Consider the following 18,425-nt stretch of genomic DNA (forward strand, 5'->3'; position numbering starts at 1 on the left):
GTGGTGTTCGTGGTGGAAAGCGGTCAGCGCGGGCTCGCGGCCCATTCGATGGGGCCCGCGACGATCGAGTGACTGGTGAGTTTGCGGCCGAGCACGCTCTGAGCTTCGCGCGCGGCCTCGATGACGCGCGGAAGGTCGAGACCCGTCTCGACGCCCATCTCGTGGAACATGCTCACCAGGTCCTCGGTGGCGATATTGCCCGTCGAGCCTGCCGGAACGGGGCAGCCGCCCAACTCACCGAAGCTCGATTCGAAGCTCGCGCAACCTGCTTCGAGTGCAGCGTACGCGTTGGCGAGGCCCTGGCCACGCGTGTTGTGGAAGTGTGCGGTCACCTCGACGCCGGGCAGCCGGTCGAGCGCCGCGGCGAAGAATTCCGACGCGTACGCCGGGTTGCACATGCCCGTGGTGTCGCCGAATCCGATCTCGGTGGCGCCGGCCTCGGCGAACCGTTCGGCCAGGTCGAGGACGCGTCCGAGGTCGACCTTGCCCTCGAACGGGCAGCCGAACGACGTCGCGATCACCGCGGCGCAGTCGAGGCCCTCGGCGACGATCCGCTTGGCCATGACGTCGTTGTCGGCCATCGTCTCGTCGACCGTGCGGTTGACGTTCTTCTTGTTGTGGGTCTCCGACGCGCTGACGAAGATCGCGACCTCGTGGAACTTGTCGCGCACCTTCAGTGCGTTGTCCAGCCCCTTGCTGTTGGGGACGAGCACCATCAGTTTGGTATCGGTGGGTACCTCGATGCGATCGAGTACCTCCACCCCGTCCGCCAGTTGGGGGATGACGTCCGGCCGCACGAAGCTGGCGACCTCGATCCGGGTGAACCCCGCCCGTCCCAGAGCGTTTATCAACCGCACCTTGTCGTCGGTCGGGATGTGCTCCGGTTCGTTCTGGAAGCCGTCACGCGGTCCGACCTCCCGGATCTGGACCCGCTGCGGACGTGCCATGGCGTTGACTCCTTTCCCCTCACTCCGTTGCGGACGCAAGGTCGTACTCCTCGAGATCGAATTCCAGCCTTTCGCGGTGCTGGGGTGCCGCCACGGCGATCATGCGCCGCGCGCGCTCCCCCAGGGAACATCCGCGCAGTGCCGCGGCACCGTGTTCGGTGACCACGAAGTCCACGTCGGCGCGGGCGGTGGTGACCGCGCCGTATTCCAAAGCAGTCTTGATCGTCGACTCCCCTCGCGAATCCGCGCGCATCGCGATGATCGAGCGGCCGCCGGTCATCGCCGCGGCCCGGGAGAAGTCCACCTGGCCCCCGACGGCACCGGCGTACGTCGTGTTGCGCAGTTCCGCGCCGACCTGCCCGGTCAGATCCACCTCGATCGCCGAGTTGATCGACACGAACGATCGCAGCTGCGAGAGAACGTGCGGCGCATGGGTGTAGCTCGCCGGGCGGAAGGCCACCGGAAGGCCCGGCAGCCGGTCGTACAGTGCCGCCGTTCCGAGCGCGGCACCCGTCACGTGCAGGCCCGGGTCGATCTCCTTGCGCGCCCCGGTCAGCACACCCCGGTCGATCAGGCGGAGCGCCGCGTCGGAAATCATGCCGGAATGCATCCCGAGGTCCTTGTGACCCTCGAGAGCGGTGAGGACGGCGGACGGCAGCGTCCCGACGCCGATCTGGATCGTGTCTCCGTCCGCCACGAGATCGGCGACGTTCCGCGCGATCGCCTGTTCCACCGCGGCGGGCTCACGGTCCGGCGCCTCGAGCAACGGGCGGTCGGTTTCCATGACCGCGGCGAACCGCGACAACGGAATCTTCGGTGCGCCCAGCGTGACGGGCATGCGCCGGTTGATCTCGGCAATGAGAACCGGTGTGTGGTCGAGGGCGTCCGCGATGTAGTCGACACCGACCCCGAGCGAGCAGTTCCCGGCCGAGTCCGGCGGTGACACCTGTACGAACCCGACGTCGCACGGCAGCCGCCGTTCGGCGAACAGCCGCGGCAGTGCCCCGTAGTGGCAGGGCACGACCTCGAGGCGGGCGAGGCGGCGGAGTTCGCCGAGGCCACCGTAGGAGACGACGGAGAGTTCGTCGGGCAACTCGCTCGTCAACCGCCGATTCCAGGTCAGTCCCACGAACGCCCGGACCGGGCCGATCGACGACACCTGGTCGAGCAGGGCGTGGACGAGCGGGGTGGGTTCCGCGCTCGTCTGGCTCCACCAGATTCCGTCGCCGGGCCGGATGTGCGGCGTCAGGTCGATCATCAGTCGATCCGCTGGATCAGGGTCGCCGTTCCCAGGCCGCCGCCGCAGCACATGGTCACCAGACCGATTTCGGCGTCACGCCGCTCGAGTTCCGCGACGATGGTGGCGATGAGCCGGGCACCGGTCGCGCCGACGGGGTGACCGAGCGCGATCGCACCGCCGTTGACGTTGACCCGGTCCATGTCGGGCTTCAGTTCCCGCTCCCAGGCCAGCACGACCGAGCTGAATGCCTCGTTGACCTCGAAGAGATCGATGTCGTTCATGCTCATTCCGTTGCGGTCGAGCAACTTCCGGGTGGCCGGGATCGGACCGGTCAGCATGATGATCGGATCCACACCGACGGTGGTCTGATCGAGGATCCGCGCCCGGGCCCGCAGTCCGTGCGCGTCGACGGCCTCGCGGGAAGCGAGCAGCACACCGGCCGCCCCGTCCGAGATCGGCGACGAACTGCCCGCCGTGATCCGGCCGTTCTCCCGGAACACCGTCTTCAGCCCGGCCAGGCTGTCGAGGCTCGTTCCGGGACGGAGGGTCTGGTCGGTGGACCGGGTCTCGCCCGCGAGATCGAGGGGGATCATCTCGGCGTCGAAACGGCCCGCCTCGATGGCCTCGGTCGCCAGACGATGGGAGCGGACGGCGAACTCGTCCATCTCCTGCCGGGATATCTCCCACCGGTCCGCGATGAGTTCGGCGCTCTCGCCCTGGTTCACGAAGTCGTACCGGTCGCGCAGCGCTTCCGGCCACGGGTCGCCGTACAGTTCGGAGATCTTGGCCGGTGAGTTCATCGGCACGTGGCCCATGTGTTCGACACCGCCGGCCATGACGACGTCGTGGGTGCCGGAGCCGACCAGGGCGGCTCCCATCTCGACAGCCGTCTGGGCGGATCCGCAGCGGCGGTCCAGGACGACGGCCGGGACCTCCGGCGGGTAACCGGCCTGCAACCAGGCGTTGCGGCCGATGTTGCGGGACTGTTCGCCGAACGGTGCGGTGCACCCGATCACGAGGTCCTCGACCGTCGCCGGAGCCAGCCCGCTGCGGCGGATCAGTTCCGTGTACACCGCGCCGAGCATGTCGTTGGGATGGGTGTCGCGGAACCAGCCGCGGTCGGGGTGCGACTTGCCCATGGGGGTGCGGGCTGCTTCCGCGATGATCACCTCGCGGGCGGAACGCTGGAAGGGGTTGCGCTTCTCGGCCATCAGATCACCGTCCCGCCGTCGACGGGCAGCACCTGGCCCGTGATGTACGCCGCGCCGTCGGACGCGAAGAACACGAAGCTGGACGAAATCTCGTCCGGTTCCGCCCAGCGGCCCAACGGGATCCGCGCGAGCGTCTTGGCGGCGAGCTTCTCATTGCTCCGGATGTTCTCCGTCATCTTGGTGGCGGCGAGCGGCGCGATCGCGTTGACCGTCACCTGCTTCTTGGCGAGTTCACGCGCCAGCGACTTCGTGAGACCGATGATGCCCGCCTTCGCGGCACCGTAGTTGGCCTGCCCGATGGTGCCCACCAGGCCGGCCGCGGAGGTCACGTTGATGATGCGCCCACTGCCGTCGGTGGGCAGGTACGGGAGGACGGCCTTGCTGCAGACGAAACTGCCGACGAGGTGAATGTCGACGATGCGGCGGAAGTCGTCTTCTTCGAGGTTCGGGAACATTGCGGGTGCGATGGCGCCGGCGTTGTTGACCAGAATGTTGAGCGTGCCGCCGTTCAGAGCCGCGGCCTGTTCCGCCGCCGCGGCCGCCCCCTCGCCGTCGCGGACGTCGAGGGCCGCGGACTTCGCCGAACCGCCGGCCGCGGTGATCTCCGCGGCCACGGCCGCAGCGGCCTCGCCGTCGACGTCGGTGACGAGCACGGCAGCGCCTGCTCGCGCGTAGGCCTGGGCGACCGAGGCACCGATGCCGCTGCCGGCACCGGTCACGAGGGCAGATTTTCCGGTGAGTTCGAACATCAGTAGCTCCTGGGAAGGCCGAGGACGTGCTCGCCGAGGTAGTTGAGGACCATCTCCTGGCTGAGCGGGGCGATCTTGGTCAGGCGGGCTTCGCGGAAGTACCGGGCCACGTGGTACTCCTCCGAGTAGCCCATGCCGCCGTGGGTCTGCAGGGCACGGTCCGCGGCCTGGAAACCGGCGTCGGCGCAGAGGTATTTGGCCATGTTGGCCTCGCGGGCGCAGGGCTTCCCGTTGTCGTAGAGCCACGTCGCCTTGCGCAGGACGAGTTCCGCGGCGTCGAGTCGGGCGAGCGAATCGGCGAGCGGGAACTGCAGTCCCTGATTCATGCCGATGGGGCGGCCGAACACTTCACGTTCGTTGGCGTACTGGACGCCCCGGCGCAGGGCGGCCCGGCCGATGCCGAGGGCCTCCGACGCGACGAGCATCCGCTCCGGGTTGAGGCCGTCGAGGATGTACCTGAAGCCCTTGCCTTCCTCGCCGACGCGGTCCTCGACGGGGATCTCGAGGTTGTCGATGAACAGTTCGTTCGACGTGACCGCGTTGCGCCCCATCTTCTTGATCGGGCGGATGTCGATCTTCGAACGGTCGAGGTCGGTGAGGAAGAGTGTCAGACCGTCCGTCTTCTTCTTCGCGTCCTCGAACTTCGTGGTGCGAGTGAGAAGGAGGATCTTCTCCGACTCCATCGCCTTCGAGATCCAGACCTTGCGCCCGTTGACGATGTACTTGTCGCCCTCGCGTCGCGCGAACGTGGTGATCTTGGTGGTGTCGAGGCCGGCACCGGGCTCGGTGACACCGAAGCAGACGTGCAGGTCGCCGTCGACGATCCGCGGGAGCGTGCGCTGCTTGAGTTCCTCGGAGCCGTGCACGATCACCGGGTGCATCCCGAAGATCGACAGGTGCATCGAACTCGCGCCGTTCATGCCGGCGCCGGACGCGGCAACTTCCTCCAGCAGGATCGAGGCCTCGGTGATGCCCATTCCGTGCCCGCCGTAGGCCTCCGGCGTGGTGATGCCCAGCCAGCCGCCCTTGGCGAACGCGTCGTAGAACTCGGTGGGGAATTCGTGCGCGCCGTCCTTCTCCACCCAGTACTGCTCGTCGAACTTGCCCGCGAGCTCTCGCACCGCATCTCGGATCGTCGCCTGATCCTCGGTCAGATCAAAGTCCACAGCACGTCCCGTCGTCGTTGGTTCCGTTTGGACTTAAATTACTAAAGGACAGACCAAAAAGTCAACGGTCGATCATCCGGCGGCAGGCAGGAGGGGCAGATCCCGCGCCAGGCGCTCGTTCCACACGCCCGGTCCGCCGAACAATTTCTCGTCGAGCTTGGCGCGCTTGTAGTAGAGGTGCAGATCGTGTTCCCACGTGTAGCCGATCGCACCGTGCATCACGAGGGCGCTGTCGGCCGCCTGCACCGCATTTCGCGGCACCTGCGCCTTGGCGACCGCGGCATGGATCGCACGGTCGTCGAGGCCGAGATCGACCGAGGCCGCGGCGTAGTAGACGATGGAACGTCCCGCCTCGACGGAGACGAGAATGCCTGCCGCAGCGTGCTTCACGGCCTGGAACGACCCGATCGGGACGCCGAACTGCTGGCGCTGCTTGCTGTAATCCACCGCGAGCCGCAGCATCCGGTCCATCGCCCCGAGCGAGTCGGCCGCCACGAGCACGGCCGCGCGAAGCCCCGCGTCCTCGAGCGCGGCGGACGCGTCGACGTCGAGGCGCTGTCCGGCAGCGTTGTCGAACCGGACGTCCGCGGCCGCACGGGACGGGTCGAGGAGGCGCCGCGCTTCGACCGCGACGCCGGGGTCGCCGACGCGCACGAGATACAGAGCGGCGGTTCCGTCGGGGTCCGTGGCCGGGACGACCAGCAGCTTTGCCCGCTCGGCGCCGAGCACCGTCGCGACACGACCGGTCAGTGCGCCGGCCTCGTCGACCCGCACCGAGTCGGCGAGACCGAAAGGACGGGTGGCGTCGACGGCAACCGCGGCGAACCCACCCCCGGCCAGCACGTCGGCGGCGACGTCGACGGGCAGCATGGGTGCCGAAAGAACCGACGCGGTCCAGGCACTCGACGGCGCGGCGTACCGGCCCAGCGCCTCGGCGGTCAACGCCAGTTCGAGCAGACCACCGCCCTGACCACCGATCTTCTCGTCGAGACCGGCGGAGAACCACCCCTCCTCGACGAATTTCTGCTCGAATTCGGCAGGATCTCCCGATTCACCCCACTTGCGGACATTCGCCGGAGCGGCGAACCGTCCGAGCCAGCCGTCGAGGGCTTCGGTGAACATTTCCTGCTCTTCTGACAGTTCCCAGCGCATTCAACTGGTCCTCTCGATGAGACGAAGAATAGGCTGCAAGACAAGTGCAGCGAGAACCCAATGGTATATTAGGTCTGACCGTTAGACCAGAGAGGGCGGGGAGTCATGCCACCAGCCGTGCCGAACACCACCCGGAACGGACGTTCCTCCATTCAGTTGACACCGATGGAGGTACCGAAGGCGTCGGACGTCCTTGCCAACGAACTGCGCGAGCGCATTCTCAGCGGCGACTACGTCGAGGGCACACCGCTGCCACCGGAACGCGAACTCGTCGTCCAGACGAAGATGAGCCGCACCACGGTGCGCGAGGCCCTCCGCATCCTCGAGGTACAGGGACTCGTCCGCATCAAGGCGGGCCGGGCCGGTGGCGCCTTCGTTCAGCGACCGGGTGAACAGTCCATGGCCGACACGGTGGCCCTGCTCATCCGTGGCCGTCAGATCCGCCTCGCCGCACTGCTCGAGACCCGCGAGGCGATCGAACCGTTCTGCGCACAACTCGCCGCCCGCCATCGCACCGACGAGGATCTCGCCCGCCTGGACGCCGCCAACGAGGACATCGCCGGAGCAGGCGACAAACTCGACGACTTCCTTCAGGCGAACATCGACTGGCACGTCGCCGTCGCGAGCGCCAGCCACAACGAACTGCTGTCGGGTCTCATGATCTCGCTCTCGCGGGCCATCTACGCCGCGACCGAGAACGAGGGATTCATCGACGACAAGGTCCGCGAGATCACCGTCAAGGCGCACCGCTCGGTGACCAGGGCAATTCGCGAGAAGGACGCCGAGGCCGCGGTACGACGCATGAGCAGGCACGTCCACTCGTACGCCGAGTCGATCAAGGACTTCGAGGATCGCACCGACATTCCCCTCGACGAATAGCTTTTCCCGTTTTCCTGCTTCGACGACGAAGGCCCCACACCGTGCGGTGTGGGGCCTTCGTCGTACTCACGACGCTGCGGCGCTTGCCCCCGCCACCACTGCGCGGATCTCGTCGACGGCCTCCGGGTTCTCGGCACCCGACAGGTCCCCGGGATCGATGTCGAGCGCAGCGGCCCGCACCGCTCGGCGCAGGATCTTCGCCGACCGGGTCTTCGGCAGGCGCGACACCCGGTGAACAGCGCTCGGCGCGAACGGTTTCCCGAGTTCCGCGGCAACGCTGGCGACGAGTTCGGCCGAGATGTCGGTAGCGTCGGTGTCCGCGCGGGGAACCCAGAACACCCAGACCGCCTCGCCCTTCTTAGGGTCGGGGACACCGACCGCCGCTGCCTCCGACACCGCCGGGTGCGCCGTCAGTACAGCCTCGACCTCCGCCGGCGCGAGACGCTTTCCTGCCACGTTCATGACGTCGTCGGATCGGCCGCGGATGTACCACTGACCGTCGTCGTCGACGAGGGCGTAATCACCGTGCCGCCACATGCCGGGGAACGTGGACCAATACGCCTCCAGGTAGCGTTCCTCGTCCTTCCACACCCCGCGCGTCATCGACGGCCACGGCTGCCTGCACACGAGTTCGCCCTGTTCCCCGCGCAAGGAACGTCCCGCGTCGTCGACGACGTCGACGTCCATACCCAGGGACGGACCGCCCAGCGAACAGCTGCGGATCGGCTCCACCGGATACGGGGCGAGGAACGAGCCGCCGACCTCGGTGCCGCCGGAGAAGTTGATGATCGGCACCCGGCCGCCGAACACGTCCCGCGCGAGCCACTCGTACGAGTCCGGGTCCCACGGCTCGCCGGTGGACCCGATCGTGTGCACCGAGGACAGGTCGTACCGTGCCGCGACGTCCGTGTCCCGCCCGCGCAGGGTACGGATCAGCGTCGGGGAGACACCGAGCATCGTCACCCGGTGACGCTGCGCGAGCTGCCACAACCGGTCGGTGTCCGGCACGTCGGGCGAACCTTCGTACAGCACGAGGGTTCCGCCGTTGGCGTGGGTGCCGATGATCGACAGCGGGCCCATGATCCAGCCCATGTCGGTGATCCAGCAGAACACGCCGCCCGGTTTCAGGTCGAACGAGTACGCGACCTCGCTGGCCGTCTTCACGAGGAACCCGGCGTGAGTGTGGACGGCACCCTTCGGCTTGCCGGTCGTACCGGACGTGTAGGCCAGCGCGAACGGCTCGCCTGCGTCCATCGCCTCCACCGGGCCCGGGTCGCCGCCGTTCCCGAAGAGCTTCGCCCAGGAGATGTCGCGGCCGGTGGATTCGACTTCGGCGCCGACGTTCTCGACCACGACGACCGACTGCACCGTCGGGCACGAGGCCAGCGCGTCGTCGAGGGCCGGTTTCATCGTGACAGACTTGCGTCGGCGGACCGTTCCGTCCGCGACGATCACTACCTTGGCGTCCGCGTCCTGGATGCGGGACGCGATCGCGCTCGGAGCGAACCCCGAGAACAGCGGAACCAGCACCGCACCGAGCCGCGCGACGGCATACACCGACACGACCGCCTCGGGGATCATCGGCAGGTAGAGGGCGACGGCATCGCCCTTGCCGACGCCGAGTTCCCGCAGTCCCGCCGCGGCCCGCTCGACGTCCGCCGCGAGTTCGCGATACGAGAGGCTGCGGACCGTGCCGTCCTCGGCCTCGTGCGCGACGGCCGTCCGGTCGGCGACCGCCGGGTCGGCGAGCCACCGCTCCAGACACGCGTCGACGACGTTGGACGTGCCCCCGACGAACCAGTCCGGGTACTCGATTCCGCGTGAGGTGTCGAGCACCTCGCGGTACGGCGATCGGAACGGCAGACCGAGGTCGCGGACCACGGCATCCCAGTACCACCGCACGTCGGCGACGGAGCGGGCGCGGAGTTCACCCAGGCCCGAGAGACCGTGGGCGCGGGCGAGCCGGGTGACGTTGGCGTTCTCGACGTACTCGTCGGTGGGGTGCCAGGTGTAGTCGGACACGGTCAGCTCCTCGGCATTTCGAGCATGCGCTCGGCGACGATGTTGCGCTGGATGAAGGTGGAACCGCCGGCAATGGCGGTGCCGCGGGCCTGATATGCGAGCCGTTGCCACCGCGCCGTCTTCTGCGGCTCGTCGTCGAGGGCGAATTGCCCGCCCACCGGCTCGAGAGACAGCCGGAAGTCGGCGAGTTCCTCGACGAGGGGGCAGAAGAACAGCTTGCCGATGGACGTGACCGGCCCCGGTGGGCCGTCGTTGGCCGCGAGGGTGATGACACGCTGACCGATGAGGTAGTGCACGAGGGCCCGGCCGTAGAGATCGGCGACCTTCTGCCGGATCACCGGGTCCTCGCCGAGCGGACGACCCGCGTCGTCGGTCATTCCCGCGATGTCGGAGACGATGTCGTCGACGGCACGCTTGGTGTTGACGCGGCCCGTCGCGATCGCCACCCGCTCGTAGGCGAGCGTGCCCATCGCGACCTTCCAGCCGCCGTCGACCTCGCCGACGACGAGGTCGTCGGGGATGAACACGTCGTCGAGGAACACCTCGTTGAACTCCGCCTCGCCGAGCATGTGCGCGAGCGGCCGGACGGTGATTCCCTCGCTGTCCATCGGGACGAGGAAGTACGTGATGCCCTTGTGCCGCGGACCGCCACCGGTGCGGGCGAGCAGAATGGCGTGGGCGGCGATGTGCGCGCGGCTGGTCCAGATCTTCTGCCCGTTGACCTTCCAGCCCCCGTCCACCTTGGTGGCCTTGGTGCGGAGGGAGGCGAGGTCGGACCCGGCATCCGGCTCCGAGAACAGCTGGCACCAGATCTCTTCACCGGTCAGGATCGGTCGAAGGAACCGTTCCTTCTGCGCGGGTGTCCCGAAGTCGATGATGGTGGGGCCGGCGAAATCCTCACCGATGGTGTTGAGGCGCTCGGGTGCGCCCACCCGGTCCATCTCCTCGGTGAAGATGGCCTTGCGGATCGGGTCGGCGGCCTGGCCGCCGTACTCCTTCGGCCACGACATCCCGCCGTAGCCGGCGTCGAAGAGCAGCCGCTGCCATTGCTGCCAGAACGGCACCTTGTCGACCAGATCGACCGGTTCCGGCCACGGCAGCGTCGGGACCGCTTTTTCGGCCCACTCCCGGACCTCTGCACGGAATGTGGCCTCGTCTGGGGAATCAGCGAGCTCCATTGCACCCTCCTCACGAATTTAGGCTCAATGATACTATAGGTCAGTCCAAAAAGGAGGCCCGGATGTCCGACCCACTCCCCGCCGGCGTCGTCGACCGCGTCGAATACGACGTCGAACGCGGCAAGATCCGCGAATTCACGCGCGCCACGTTCACCACCGATCCCGTCCACACGGATCCGGACGTCGCGCGCGACGCCGGGTTCGCCGGCGTGCCGGCCACTCTCACGCACACGGTCGTCGCCGGACACCAGCGCGACCAGCGCGCGTTCGTCGACTCGCTGGGCCTGGCCCTCGCGCGGGTGGTGGTCGGTTCGGTCACGTGGACGTACCTGCGACCGCTCACCGCAGGCGATCACGTGGTCGGCACCCGCCGCGTCGTGGCCGACGAGCAGCGAGAAGGCAAGCGCGGCGGGGCGATGCGCGTCGTGACCCTCGAGACCGAGTACGTCGACACCGACGGTGAGCCCGTGGTCCGGCTCGAGGAAGTCCTGATCGAACGAGGAGAGCAGCGATGAGAACACCGGCCAAGGTACGCGTCGGCGATACTCCGGACGTCCGGGTGGTCGGCCCGGTCACCCAATCCGACATCGTCCGGTTCGCCGGGGCGGGAGGCGATTTCAACCCCCTGCACCACGACCCCGGCTTCGTGGCCACGTCGGGCTTTCCGGGCGTCATCGCGATGGGCCAGATGCAGGCCGGGATCCTGGCCGGATGGCTGTCCGACACGTTCGGTGTCGAGCATGTGCGCTCCTTCGGAGTCCGGTTCGTCGCTCCGGTCTTCCTCGGCGACACACTGACCCTGGGCGGCACGGTGGTGTCGATCGACGAGACCAATGGCGAGTCGCTCGCAAAGCTCGATCTCGTCGCCTCCGGAGACAAGGGCCCGGTGGTCACCGGATCGGCGACGGTCGTGGTGACCACGACCTGATCACCCTTCTCGAATAATGTGAAAGGGGGCGAAGCCGATCGGCTTCGCCCCCTTCCCTATTCGATCAGCTGACGGCCTGCGCCCGTTCCCGGTCGGCCTCGATCTTCGCCGCGATCTGGGCACGCAGCACGTTCTTCTGGATCTTGCCCGTGGCCGTCGTCGGCAGCGCCTCGACGATCTCCAGCCGCTCCGGAACCTTCTGGATCGCCACCCCCTGCTCGAGCAGGTAGGTCGTGATCTTCTCGAGCGTGATGTCGCCGTACCCGGGCGCGGGGACGAGGTAGAGGCACACCGCCTCCCCGAGGCGCTCGTCCGGCATCGCGACCGCCGCGACACCGCGGACGGCGGGATGAGCGGCCAGGAGATCCTCGACCTGACGGACACTGATGTTCATGCCGCCACGGATCACGATGTCCTTCGTCCGGCCGGTGACCCGCACGTAGCCGTCCTCGTCCATCCGGCCGAGATCCCCGGAGAGGGAGTAGCCGTCGGGGGTGAACAGCTTGGCCGTCTCCTCGGGATTGTGGAGATACCCGAGCATGTGCATGGCGCCCTTGTAGGCGACGTCGCCCTCCTCGCCGCGCGGAAGCTCGTTGCCGAGTTCGTCGACGATCTTGACCGACTGCATCGGCAGCGGACGACCGTCCGAGGTGAGCGACCGTTCGGGCTCGTCGTCGACCGTGCACATGGTGGTCGTGACATTCTCCGAACGGCCGTACAGGCTGAGCACCTGCAGGCCGGGGAACAATTCGGCCGCCTTCGTGACGAAGCTGGCGGGAATCGGGGCGCCGGCCGCCACCCACAACCGCATGCTGCCGATGTCGTGCACGGCGGGATCGTAGACGTCCATGACCATCTGCAGGAACGTCGTGGCACTCACCGCGACGGTGCAGCCGCGTTCCTTGATCTGTTCCATGCCCCGGACCGGCTCCCACACCTCGATGAGATGCGACGCCGCCCCGTGCATGAGCGGGAGGACGATGCTGGTGACCAGGCCGGTGGTGTGGGTGATCGGCGAGGGGCCGAACTGCACGTCGTCGGGGGTGTACGCGAACCCCTTCGCCAGCAGACGGGATCCGCAGGCGAATGTGTTGAACGTGTGGATGCAGCCCTTGGGACGGGACGTGGTGCCGCTACTGTAGACGATGACGAACGGCGCGTCCGGACCGACGCCGGGCCCGAGTTCGGCGATCGCCTCGTCGGGGCCGATGTCCGCGAACAGCGACTCGAACGACACCGCACGACCAGGCAACTCGCCGCTCCCGCGGACGACGACGACATCCTCGAGCGACTCGACGGCACCCAGGATGTCGGTGTACATGCCGGCGTAGTCGAACTTCTTGAAACTCTGCGGCGTAATAGCCAGCCGCACACCGGCGTTACCGAGGATGTACTGGACGTCGTCGCGGCGATAGATCGGCATGATCGGCACCAGGACGGCGCCCAGCCGCGACAACGCGACGGCGATGATCGCGAATTCGATCCAGTTCGGAACCTGCACGGACACGCGGTCGCCGGTAGCGATGCCGTGGCGCCGAAGGCCCACCGCAAGACTCAGCGCCTTGTCGCGCAACTCCCGGAAGGTGATGCCGCCGCTGGTGTCGTCGGTCAGGAAGACACGGTCGCCCCGCTCGGCGACCTGAGCCTCGAGCATGTCGAAGAAGGTGTCGCGGTGCCACTGCCCGGTGGCATAGAACTCTCGGATCTGTTCGTCCGAATAGCGATCGGTGACCGATGCGAACGCCATGGGAAGCCTTCCTCTGTGCGCAGATGTGAAGAGGGAATAGAAAACTCTGTGTTGGCCCTCACAATATAATGGTTAGACCGAAACTGCAACGAGCTCCCGGTCCGGCGATCACCGCATGCTCCATACAGGAGAACGCTTTTCGCGAAACGCGGTGACGCCCTCGACGATATCCTCGGTCGTGAATGCGAGTGCGAGCTGGGACTGCAGCGCCGTGAGCGCATCCGGCAGCGACATGTCCCGGGTGTTGTTGATCGCCTCCTTGCCCAGACGCATGAGCAGCGGCGATTTGCCCGCGAGCCGCCGCGCCCATGCGCGGACCTCCGTCTCGAAGTCGTCGTCCGGAATCACGCGGTTCACGAGCCCCAGTTCGAGTGCGTCCGTGGCCGTGATGAGCTCGCCGTACATCATCAGCTCGTTCGCCTTGAGACGCCCGACGTTCCGGTAGATGAGGGCGGAGATCATGAACGGGAAGACACCGACGTTGATCTCCGGGCACCCGAACCGGACCGACTCCTTGGCGAGCACGAAATCGCACGCCAGCGCGAGACCGAACGCACCGGCCAGCACGTCGCCGCCCGCCGCACAGATCACCGGCTTCCCGAGACCGCCGATGAGCTGATACAGCCGCGGGAAGCGATCCAGACCGGCGTATTTGACGATCGTGGGCGTCTCGCTCGCGAACGCCTTGAGGTCGCCGCCCGCCGAGAAGATCTTCTCGTGCGAGGACGCGAGCACGACAACCCGCACGTCGTCGTCCCCGCGCGCACGTTCGAGTGCGGCGAGCAGCTCGTCGAGCACGTCGTCGGACAGCGCGTTGCGGGTTTCGGGGCGATCGAGGGTGAGCACGGCGATGTGCTCGTCGACGTCGTATCGCACGGGGTGCGCCATAGGGCCGATCCTTTCAATTTTGGTCTTACCATTCGACCCTAGTACGACGGCGGCGTCCGAGACAAGATCCCGCTCGCATCACTTTCACGGAACGCGTGACGTATTTGGACTGACCATATACATTGGAGCTAGGTCGCGGACGGTGCGGAAACGCCCCAGGTGGCACCTCCTATACTGTGCGATACGTCACAGGAATGGGCGACGGTGTCGTCGTCATCCGTGCGGCGGCCGCGGCGCAAGGAGTGGTGAGTGGTCATTTCGACGAGTTCGTTCGAGCTTGCCGAGCAGGCAGTCGCAGAGTTACAGGAGCTTCTCGGCAGCGAGCCGAACCTGATCCGGCTGGCGGACGGCGAGCCCGATCTCACGGTGATCCGTGCGTTCGCGGCCCGGAAGCTGCGTGAGGGTGTCGCCTCCCCCGAGCACACCCTGCGCCTCGCGGAACTCGTGGCGCGACTCGACGCCGCGAGCCGCGACGACATCGCGCGCCGACTGCGCATGCACACAGCCCAGTTCGAGGCATTACAGCGGGTCGTGCGTGCGCTCGACACCGGCTCGGACCGTATCGCCGAAGTCGTGACGCACGAACTGTGCACGAGCCTGGGATACGGCAAGGCGATGTTCTCCGTGGTCCGCGGTTCCAACTGGTCTCCCGTCGCACTCGCCGTCAACCCTGAACTGACAGGCGACTTCCACGAACTCATCACGGCCATTGACGGACGCGAGATCTCGCTGCGCGAGGCCCCCCGCGAGGCCGAACTCGTCCGGCGCCGCCGGCCCTACGCAGTGGACGCCGCCGACACCTACCGGCATACGTACCGACCACTCATCGACCTGTCGCGGCCCGCCGGATACCTCGCGGTTCCCGTCGTCGTCGACGCCCGCGCGGTGGCGATGATCCACGTCGACCGCCAGAGCGACAGCCTGTCCGACACCGACGTCCACATCGTCGGAGTACTGGCGGGCGCCTGCGCCTCGTCGAAGGAACGCGCCGACCTCCGGCAACAGATCTCTGCGCGCAACAAGCACATCGACACCGAGGTCCAACGGCTCACCCGGACGTTGCGACACCTCGAGCAGGCGCCCGTCACGATGCCGGACCTGGCTACCTCCGAACTTCGGCGCGCCGGCGCGGCGAGCGTGGACGACACCACGCAGGTATCGATCGTTCCCCGCGCGCACACGTTGACCGCTCGTGAGCGGGAAGTACTCACGCTGATGGCGACAGGAGCGACCAATGCGGCCATCTCCCGTCGGCTGTGCATTTCCGGCGGCACCGTCAAATCCCACGTCCAGCGGATCTTCAAGAAGCTCGGCGTCTCGACGCGAGCCGAGGTGGCGGCGCTGTGTGCCCATGCCAAGACGGTGAACGGTGGCTGACGAGCTGGATCGGGCCATCTCCGACACCCTCACCGGAATGCGCACGGCCACTTCGGAGCACGCCGTCGAACTCGGCAGGCGTCTGGTCGATCTCCTCGACCGCAGGAACGCACTCGCTGCGACGCGCACCGCCGACATCGGTGCACTCGCCAAGGGTATCGATCGCGCCGTCCACTCGCTCGACGACTCCGCCTCGAGTGCGGAACTCGTCCGGCGAGCGTGCGAGCGTGTCGCCGAACTCTGCTCCGCGGACCAGGTTGTGTTCTCGCGACTCTACGGCGACCGGGTCATTCCCGTCGCCTCGTTCGGCGCCGACCCCCACACGACGCCCGCTCTGCCCGCCGAGTTCGGCCTCCCGGCAGGTTCTCCGGAAGCATGCGCCCTCGAGACGAATGCAGTAACGGCCGGTGCCCAGGTTCTCGCCGAACTGCGAGACGCACTGGGCGCGAACGGTTTCACCGTCGTGCCCATTGTCGTCGACGGGACTGCTGCGGCGCTCGTCCACGTCGGGACACCGTTGGATGGATCACGACGCAACGCCCTGGGAGTGTTCGCCGAGGTACTCGGCGGATGCTTCGAGCGGGTCGGGCTCGAATCCCGTCGCGACCACCAAGATGCCCTCCTCCGGGAGAGCGCCCAGCGGTGGGGCAGCGACACCGAGTTCGACGCAGTGACTGCACGAGCATTTACCGAGCTCACGCCGGTCGATGCCGAGCATGACGACGCCGAGCGGCGCCTGCTCGACCCGCTGACCGAACGCGAGGCGGATGTGGTCCGGCTGATTCTCACCGGGGCGTCGAACTCCACCATCGCCGCCGAACTGTTCATCACGGTCGACACGGTCAAGTCGCATGTGAAACGCATCCTCCGGAAACTCGGTGCCACCAACCGTGCCGAACTGATCGCGAAGTATCAATCCGGCACCCGGTGACGCGGCCGGTGGATGTCCCTTCAGGCGTCCGCGGACGGCACGGTCACGGTGACGGTGTCCACGTCCGGCGTGAGCACGAGCTGGCAGGCGAGACGCGAGCACGGCTGGACGCCGTCGAGGAATTCGAGAAGGTCCTGTTCCTCCAACGTCGGTTCGCCGAATGCCGCACTGGAATCGTCGTTCACGTACACGTGGCAGGTGGCGCAGGAGCAGCTACCGCCGCACTCGGCGACGATGCCGGGAAGGTTGTTGCGGACCGACCCGTCCATCACGCTCTGGCCGACGGGAACGTCGACGGACGACGTCGAGCCGTCTGGAAGCTGGTACACGACGGTGGGCATGGCGATCTCCTTCAGGTTGACCGGTGAACATCTGCGCGGCCGTCGCGCCGAGCGGGTTGCCGTCCCTGCGATCCCGGCCGCGTTCAGTACGAAAATTGTGTCGCGGGTCACTCATCCGGCACATCACCACTTCGACGGATTACCCCCCTCCGGTGGGGTGAAGTTGCGCGACAGGAGGCGTCCGGCGACCGCGTGACCCAGCGCACATACCCCGTTAGGTGGACAACTTTCGATCAATGGTGTGATGCCCCTCACTCTCGTGGCTGACAGGCTGAAGTCACTCCAGTCGGCGAGGGCGCCGCGACGTACGGCGCCGGAACTCACTGCACCACGAAGGGGAATTGATGAGCACTACAGAGCAGGTCACGGAACTGATTCCGGACACCGTCGCCCGTCAGATCGTCCTACCCGAGGGACACCGGGACAACGACGCGTTGTTCGAGGCCTACCGCTGGCTACGGGAGAACAATCCTCTGGGCCGCGCCGTGGTCGAGGGCTACGACCCCATCTGGTTGGTGAGCAAGCACGCCGACATCATGGAGATCGAGCGGCAGCCCGACATCTTCACCAGTGCGGGCGGCGAGGACAAGGGCTCCGTCAACCCGATCCTGGCGAACCAGGCCGGCGATCAGTTCACCAAGAGCATCAACAACGGCAGCCTCCGCATCCTCGAGACCCTCACCTACCTCGACCCGCCGGAGCACACCGCGATCAAGGACATCGCGCTGGACTGGTTCCGGCCCACCAACCTCGCCCAGTGGGAAGCGACCATCCGCGACCTCGCGAAGGCTGCCGTCGCCCGGCTTCTGAAGACGGACGGCCGGATCGACTTCGTCAAGGACTTCGCCCTCCACTACCCCCTGCACGTCATCATGAGCCTGTTCGGGGTGCCGGAATCGGACGAGCCCCGCATGATGGCCCTCACGCAGGAGTTCTTCGGCACGGCCGATCCCGATGCCGCGCGGGAGGATGTCGAACCGCTCACCCCGGACGCCGCCGCGAAGCAGTGGGTGGCCACGATTCAGGATTTCTACGCCTACTTCGAAAGGCTGCTGCAGGACCGGCGGGCCAACCCCCGCGACGATCTCGCGACGATCATCTCGGTGGCACGCAACGAGAGTGGCGAGTACTACCCGAACGAGGTGGCCTACGGCTACTTCATCGCCATCGCCACCGCGGGTCACGACACCACGTCGAGCACCCTCGCCGGCGGCATGCTCGAACTCGGCCGCAACCCGGAACTCCTCGCGAAGGCCAAGGCCGATCCGGCGCTCGCCCCGCACATCGTCAACGAATCGCTGCGCTGGGCCTCGCCGGTGAAGCACTTCATGCGTCAGGCGACGCAGGACTACACGCTGCGCGGCCGCGACATCAAGAAGGGCGACCGCTTCATGCTGCTGTACCAGTCGGGCAACCGCGACGCGGACGTCATCCCGGACCCCGACACCTTCGACATCACCCGCAGGCCCAACAAGCACATCGCTTTCGGTTACGGCCCGCACATGTGCATCGGCCAGCACCTGGCGAAGCTCGAACTGCGGATCATGTTCGAGGAACTGCTCCCCCACATCGAGTCTCTCGAACTCGCCGACGACACGAAGATGATCCAGACCAATTTCGTCGGCGGGCTCAAGAACATGCCCGTCCAGATCGAGTTCACCCGGTAACA

17 protein-coding genes are annotated in these 18,425 nt (G+C 67.1%); 6 read left to right on the forward strand and 11 right to left on the reverse strand.

The window, feature by feature from the left end; translation table 11 throughout:
• Positions 1-23: 23 nt before the first annotated feature.
• From I1A62_RS20835 to I1A62_RS20860, 6 genes are all read right to left on the reverse strand, one after another.
• Positions 24-947 carry a hydroxymethylglutaryl-CoA lyase gene (locus tag I1A62_RS20835; protein WP_219459637.1) on the reverse strand — a complete coding sequence of 308 codons (924 nt, stop codon included), beginning with the start codon at positions 945-947 and terminating at the stop codon, positions 24-26.
• A gap of 19 nt (positions 948-966) precedes the next feature.
• Entirely contained in the window at positions 967-2,205 is a 1,239-nt protein-coding gene (locus I1A62_RS20840) for an acetyl-CoA hydrolase/transferase family protein (protein ID WP_219459638.1), read from the reverse strand.
• The gene (locus I1A62_RS20845; protein WP_219459639.1) at positions 2,205-3,398 is read right to left on the reverse strand and encodes a thiolase family protein; all 1,194 of its coding nucleotides are present in this window, start codon (positions 3,396-3,398) and stop codon (positions 2,205-2,207) included. Before I1A62_RS20845 ends, I1A62_RS20840 begins: the two co-directional genes overlap by 1 nt.
• Positions 3,398-4,147, reverse strand: coding sequence for an SDR family NAD(P)-dependent oxidoreductase (locus I1A62_RS20850; protein WP_219459640.1), 750 nt, complete (start codon positions 4,145-4,147; stop codon positions 3,398-3,400). Before I1A62_RS20850 ends, I1A62_RS20845 begins: the two co-directional genes overlap by 1 nt.
• Entirely contained in the window at positions 4,147-5,313 is a 1,167-nt protein-coding gene (locus I1A62_RS20855) for an acyl-CoA dehydrogenase family protein (RefSeq protein ID WP_124393355.1), read from the reverse strand. The genes I1A62_RS20850 and I1A62_RS20855 overlap by 1 nt, the downstream gene beginning before the upstream one ends.
• 72 nt (positions 5,314-5,385) lie before the next feature.
• A complete protein-coding gene (locus I1A62_RS20860) occupies positions 5,386-6,465 on the reverse strand; it encodes an acyl-CoA dehydrogenase family protein (protein ID WP_219459641.1) in 1,080 nt (359 codons plus the stop codon).
• A gap of 117 nt (positions 6,466-6,582) precedes the next feature.
• Between I1A62_RS20860 and I1A62_RS20865 the strand changes: the two genes are divergently transcribed.
• Entirely contained in the window at positions 6,583-7,344 is a 762-nt protein-coding gene (locus I1A62_RS20865; RefSeq protein ID WP_192581936.1) for a FadR/GntR family transcriptional regulator, read from the forward strand.
• A 66-nt stretch (positions 7,345-7,410) separates the two neighbouring features.
• On the opposite strand, the gene I1A62_RS20870 is transcribed toward I1A62_RS20865, so the two are convergent.
• Together I1A62_RS20870 and I1A62_RS20875 are read right to left on the reverse strand one after the other, a co-directional pair.
• Positions 7,411-9,366: an AMP-binding protein gene (locus I1A62_RS20870; RefSeq protein ID WP_219459642.1), complete on the reverse strand. Its 1,956-nt coding sequence runs from the start codon at positions 9,364-9,366 to the stop codon at positions 7,411-7,413.
• 2 nt (positions 9,367-9,368) lie between these two features.
• On the reverse strand, positions 9,369-10,544 hold the full coding sequence (locus tag I1A62_RS20875) for an acyl-CoA dehydrogenase family protein (RefSeq protein ID WP_124393359.1): 1,176 nt from the start codon (positions 10,542-10,544) through the stop codon (positions 9,369-9,371).
• A gap of 62 nt (positions 10,545-10,606) precedes the next feature.
• Here I1A62_RS20875 and I1A62_RS20880 point away from each other — a divergent pair, with 62 nt between their 5' ends.
• Both I1A62_RS20880 and I1A62_RS20885 read left to right on the forward strand, forming a co-directional pair.
• On the forward strand, positions 10,607-11,059 hold the full coding sequence (locus I1A62_RS20880) for a MaoC family dehydratase N-terminal domain-containing protein (RefSeq protein ID WP_124393360.1): 453 nt from the start codon (positions 10,607-10,609) through the stop codon (positions 11,057-11,059).
• Positions 11,056-11,472 carry a MaoC/PaaZ C-terminal domain-containing protein gene (locus tag I1A62_RS20885; protein ID WP_219459643.1) on the forward strand — a complete coding sequence of 139 codons (417 nt, stop codon included), beginning with the start codon at positions 11,056-11,058 and terminating at the stop codon, positions 11,470-11,472. Before I1A62_RS20880 ends, I1A62_RS20885 begins: the two co-directional genes overlap by 4 nt.
• A 64-nt stretch (positions 11,473-11,536) precedes the next feature.
• On the opposite strand, the gene I1A62_RS20890 is transcribed toward I1A62_RS20885, so the two are convergent.
• Positions 11,537-13,219 carry an AMP-binding protein gene (locus I1A62_RS20890; protein WP_124393362.1) on the reverse strand — a complete coding sequence of 561 codons (1,683 nt, stop codon included), beginning with the start codon at positions 13,217-13,219 and terminating at the stop codon, positions 11,537-11,539.
• Positions 13,220-13,327: 108 nt separating this feature from the next.
• Complete coding sequence (locus tag I1A62_RS20895; protein ID WP_072937093.1) at positions 13,328-14,107, reverse strand: enoyl-CoA hydratase/isomerase family protein; 780 nt, start codon at positions 14,105-14,107, stop codon at positions 13,328-13,330.
• A gap of 249 nt (positions 14,108-14,356) precedes the next feature.
• Here I1A62_RS20895 and I1A62_RS20900 point away from each other — a divergent pair, with 249 nt between their 5' ends.
• Both I1A62_RS20900 and I1A62_RS20905 read left to right on the forward strand, forming a co-directional pair.
• Positions 14,357-15,484: a helix-turn-helix transcriptional regulator gene (locus tag I1A62_RS20900; RefSeq protein ID WP_124393363.1), complete on the forward strand. Its 1,128-nt coding sequence runs from the start codon at positions 14,357-14,359 to the stop codon at positions 15,482-15,484.
• A complete protein-coding gene (locus I1A62_RS20905; protein WP_219459644.1) occupies positions 15,477-16,415 on the forward strand; it encodes a LuxR family transcriptional regulator in 939 nt (312 codons plus the stop codon). Before I1A62_RS20900 ends, I1A62_RS20905 begins: the two co-directional genes overlap by 8 nt.
• 20 nt (positions 16,416-16,435) lie before the next feature.
• Here I1A62_RS20905 and I1A62_RS20910 read toward each other — a convergent pair whose 3' ends face one another.
• Positions 16,436-16,756, reverse strand: a complete 321-nt coding sequence (locus I1A62_RS20910; protein WP_219459645.1) for a 2Fe-2S iron-sulfur cluster-binding protein — start codon at positions 16,754-16,756, stop codon at positions 16,436-16,438.
• Between the two features lie 344 nt (positions 16,757-17,100).
• On the opposite strand from I1A62_RS20910, the gene I1A62_RS20915 reads away from it, so the two are divergent.
• Positions 17,101-18,423 (forward strand): cytochrome P450, encoded by a 1,323-nt coding sequence (locus I1A62_RS20915; RefSeq protein ID WP_124393366.1) that lies wholly within the window; start codon positions 17,101-17,103, stop codon positions 18,421-18,423.
• The last annotated feature ends 2 nt before the right edge of the window (positions 18,424-18,425 follow it).

The organism is Rhodococcus sp. USK10, assembly GCF_019378875.1.
Taxonomy (GTDB): domain Bacteria; phylum Actinomycetota; class Actinomycetes; order Mycobacteriales; family Mycobacteriaceae; genus Rhodococcus_F; species Rhodococcus_F pseudokoreensis.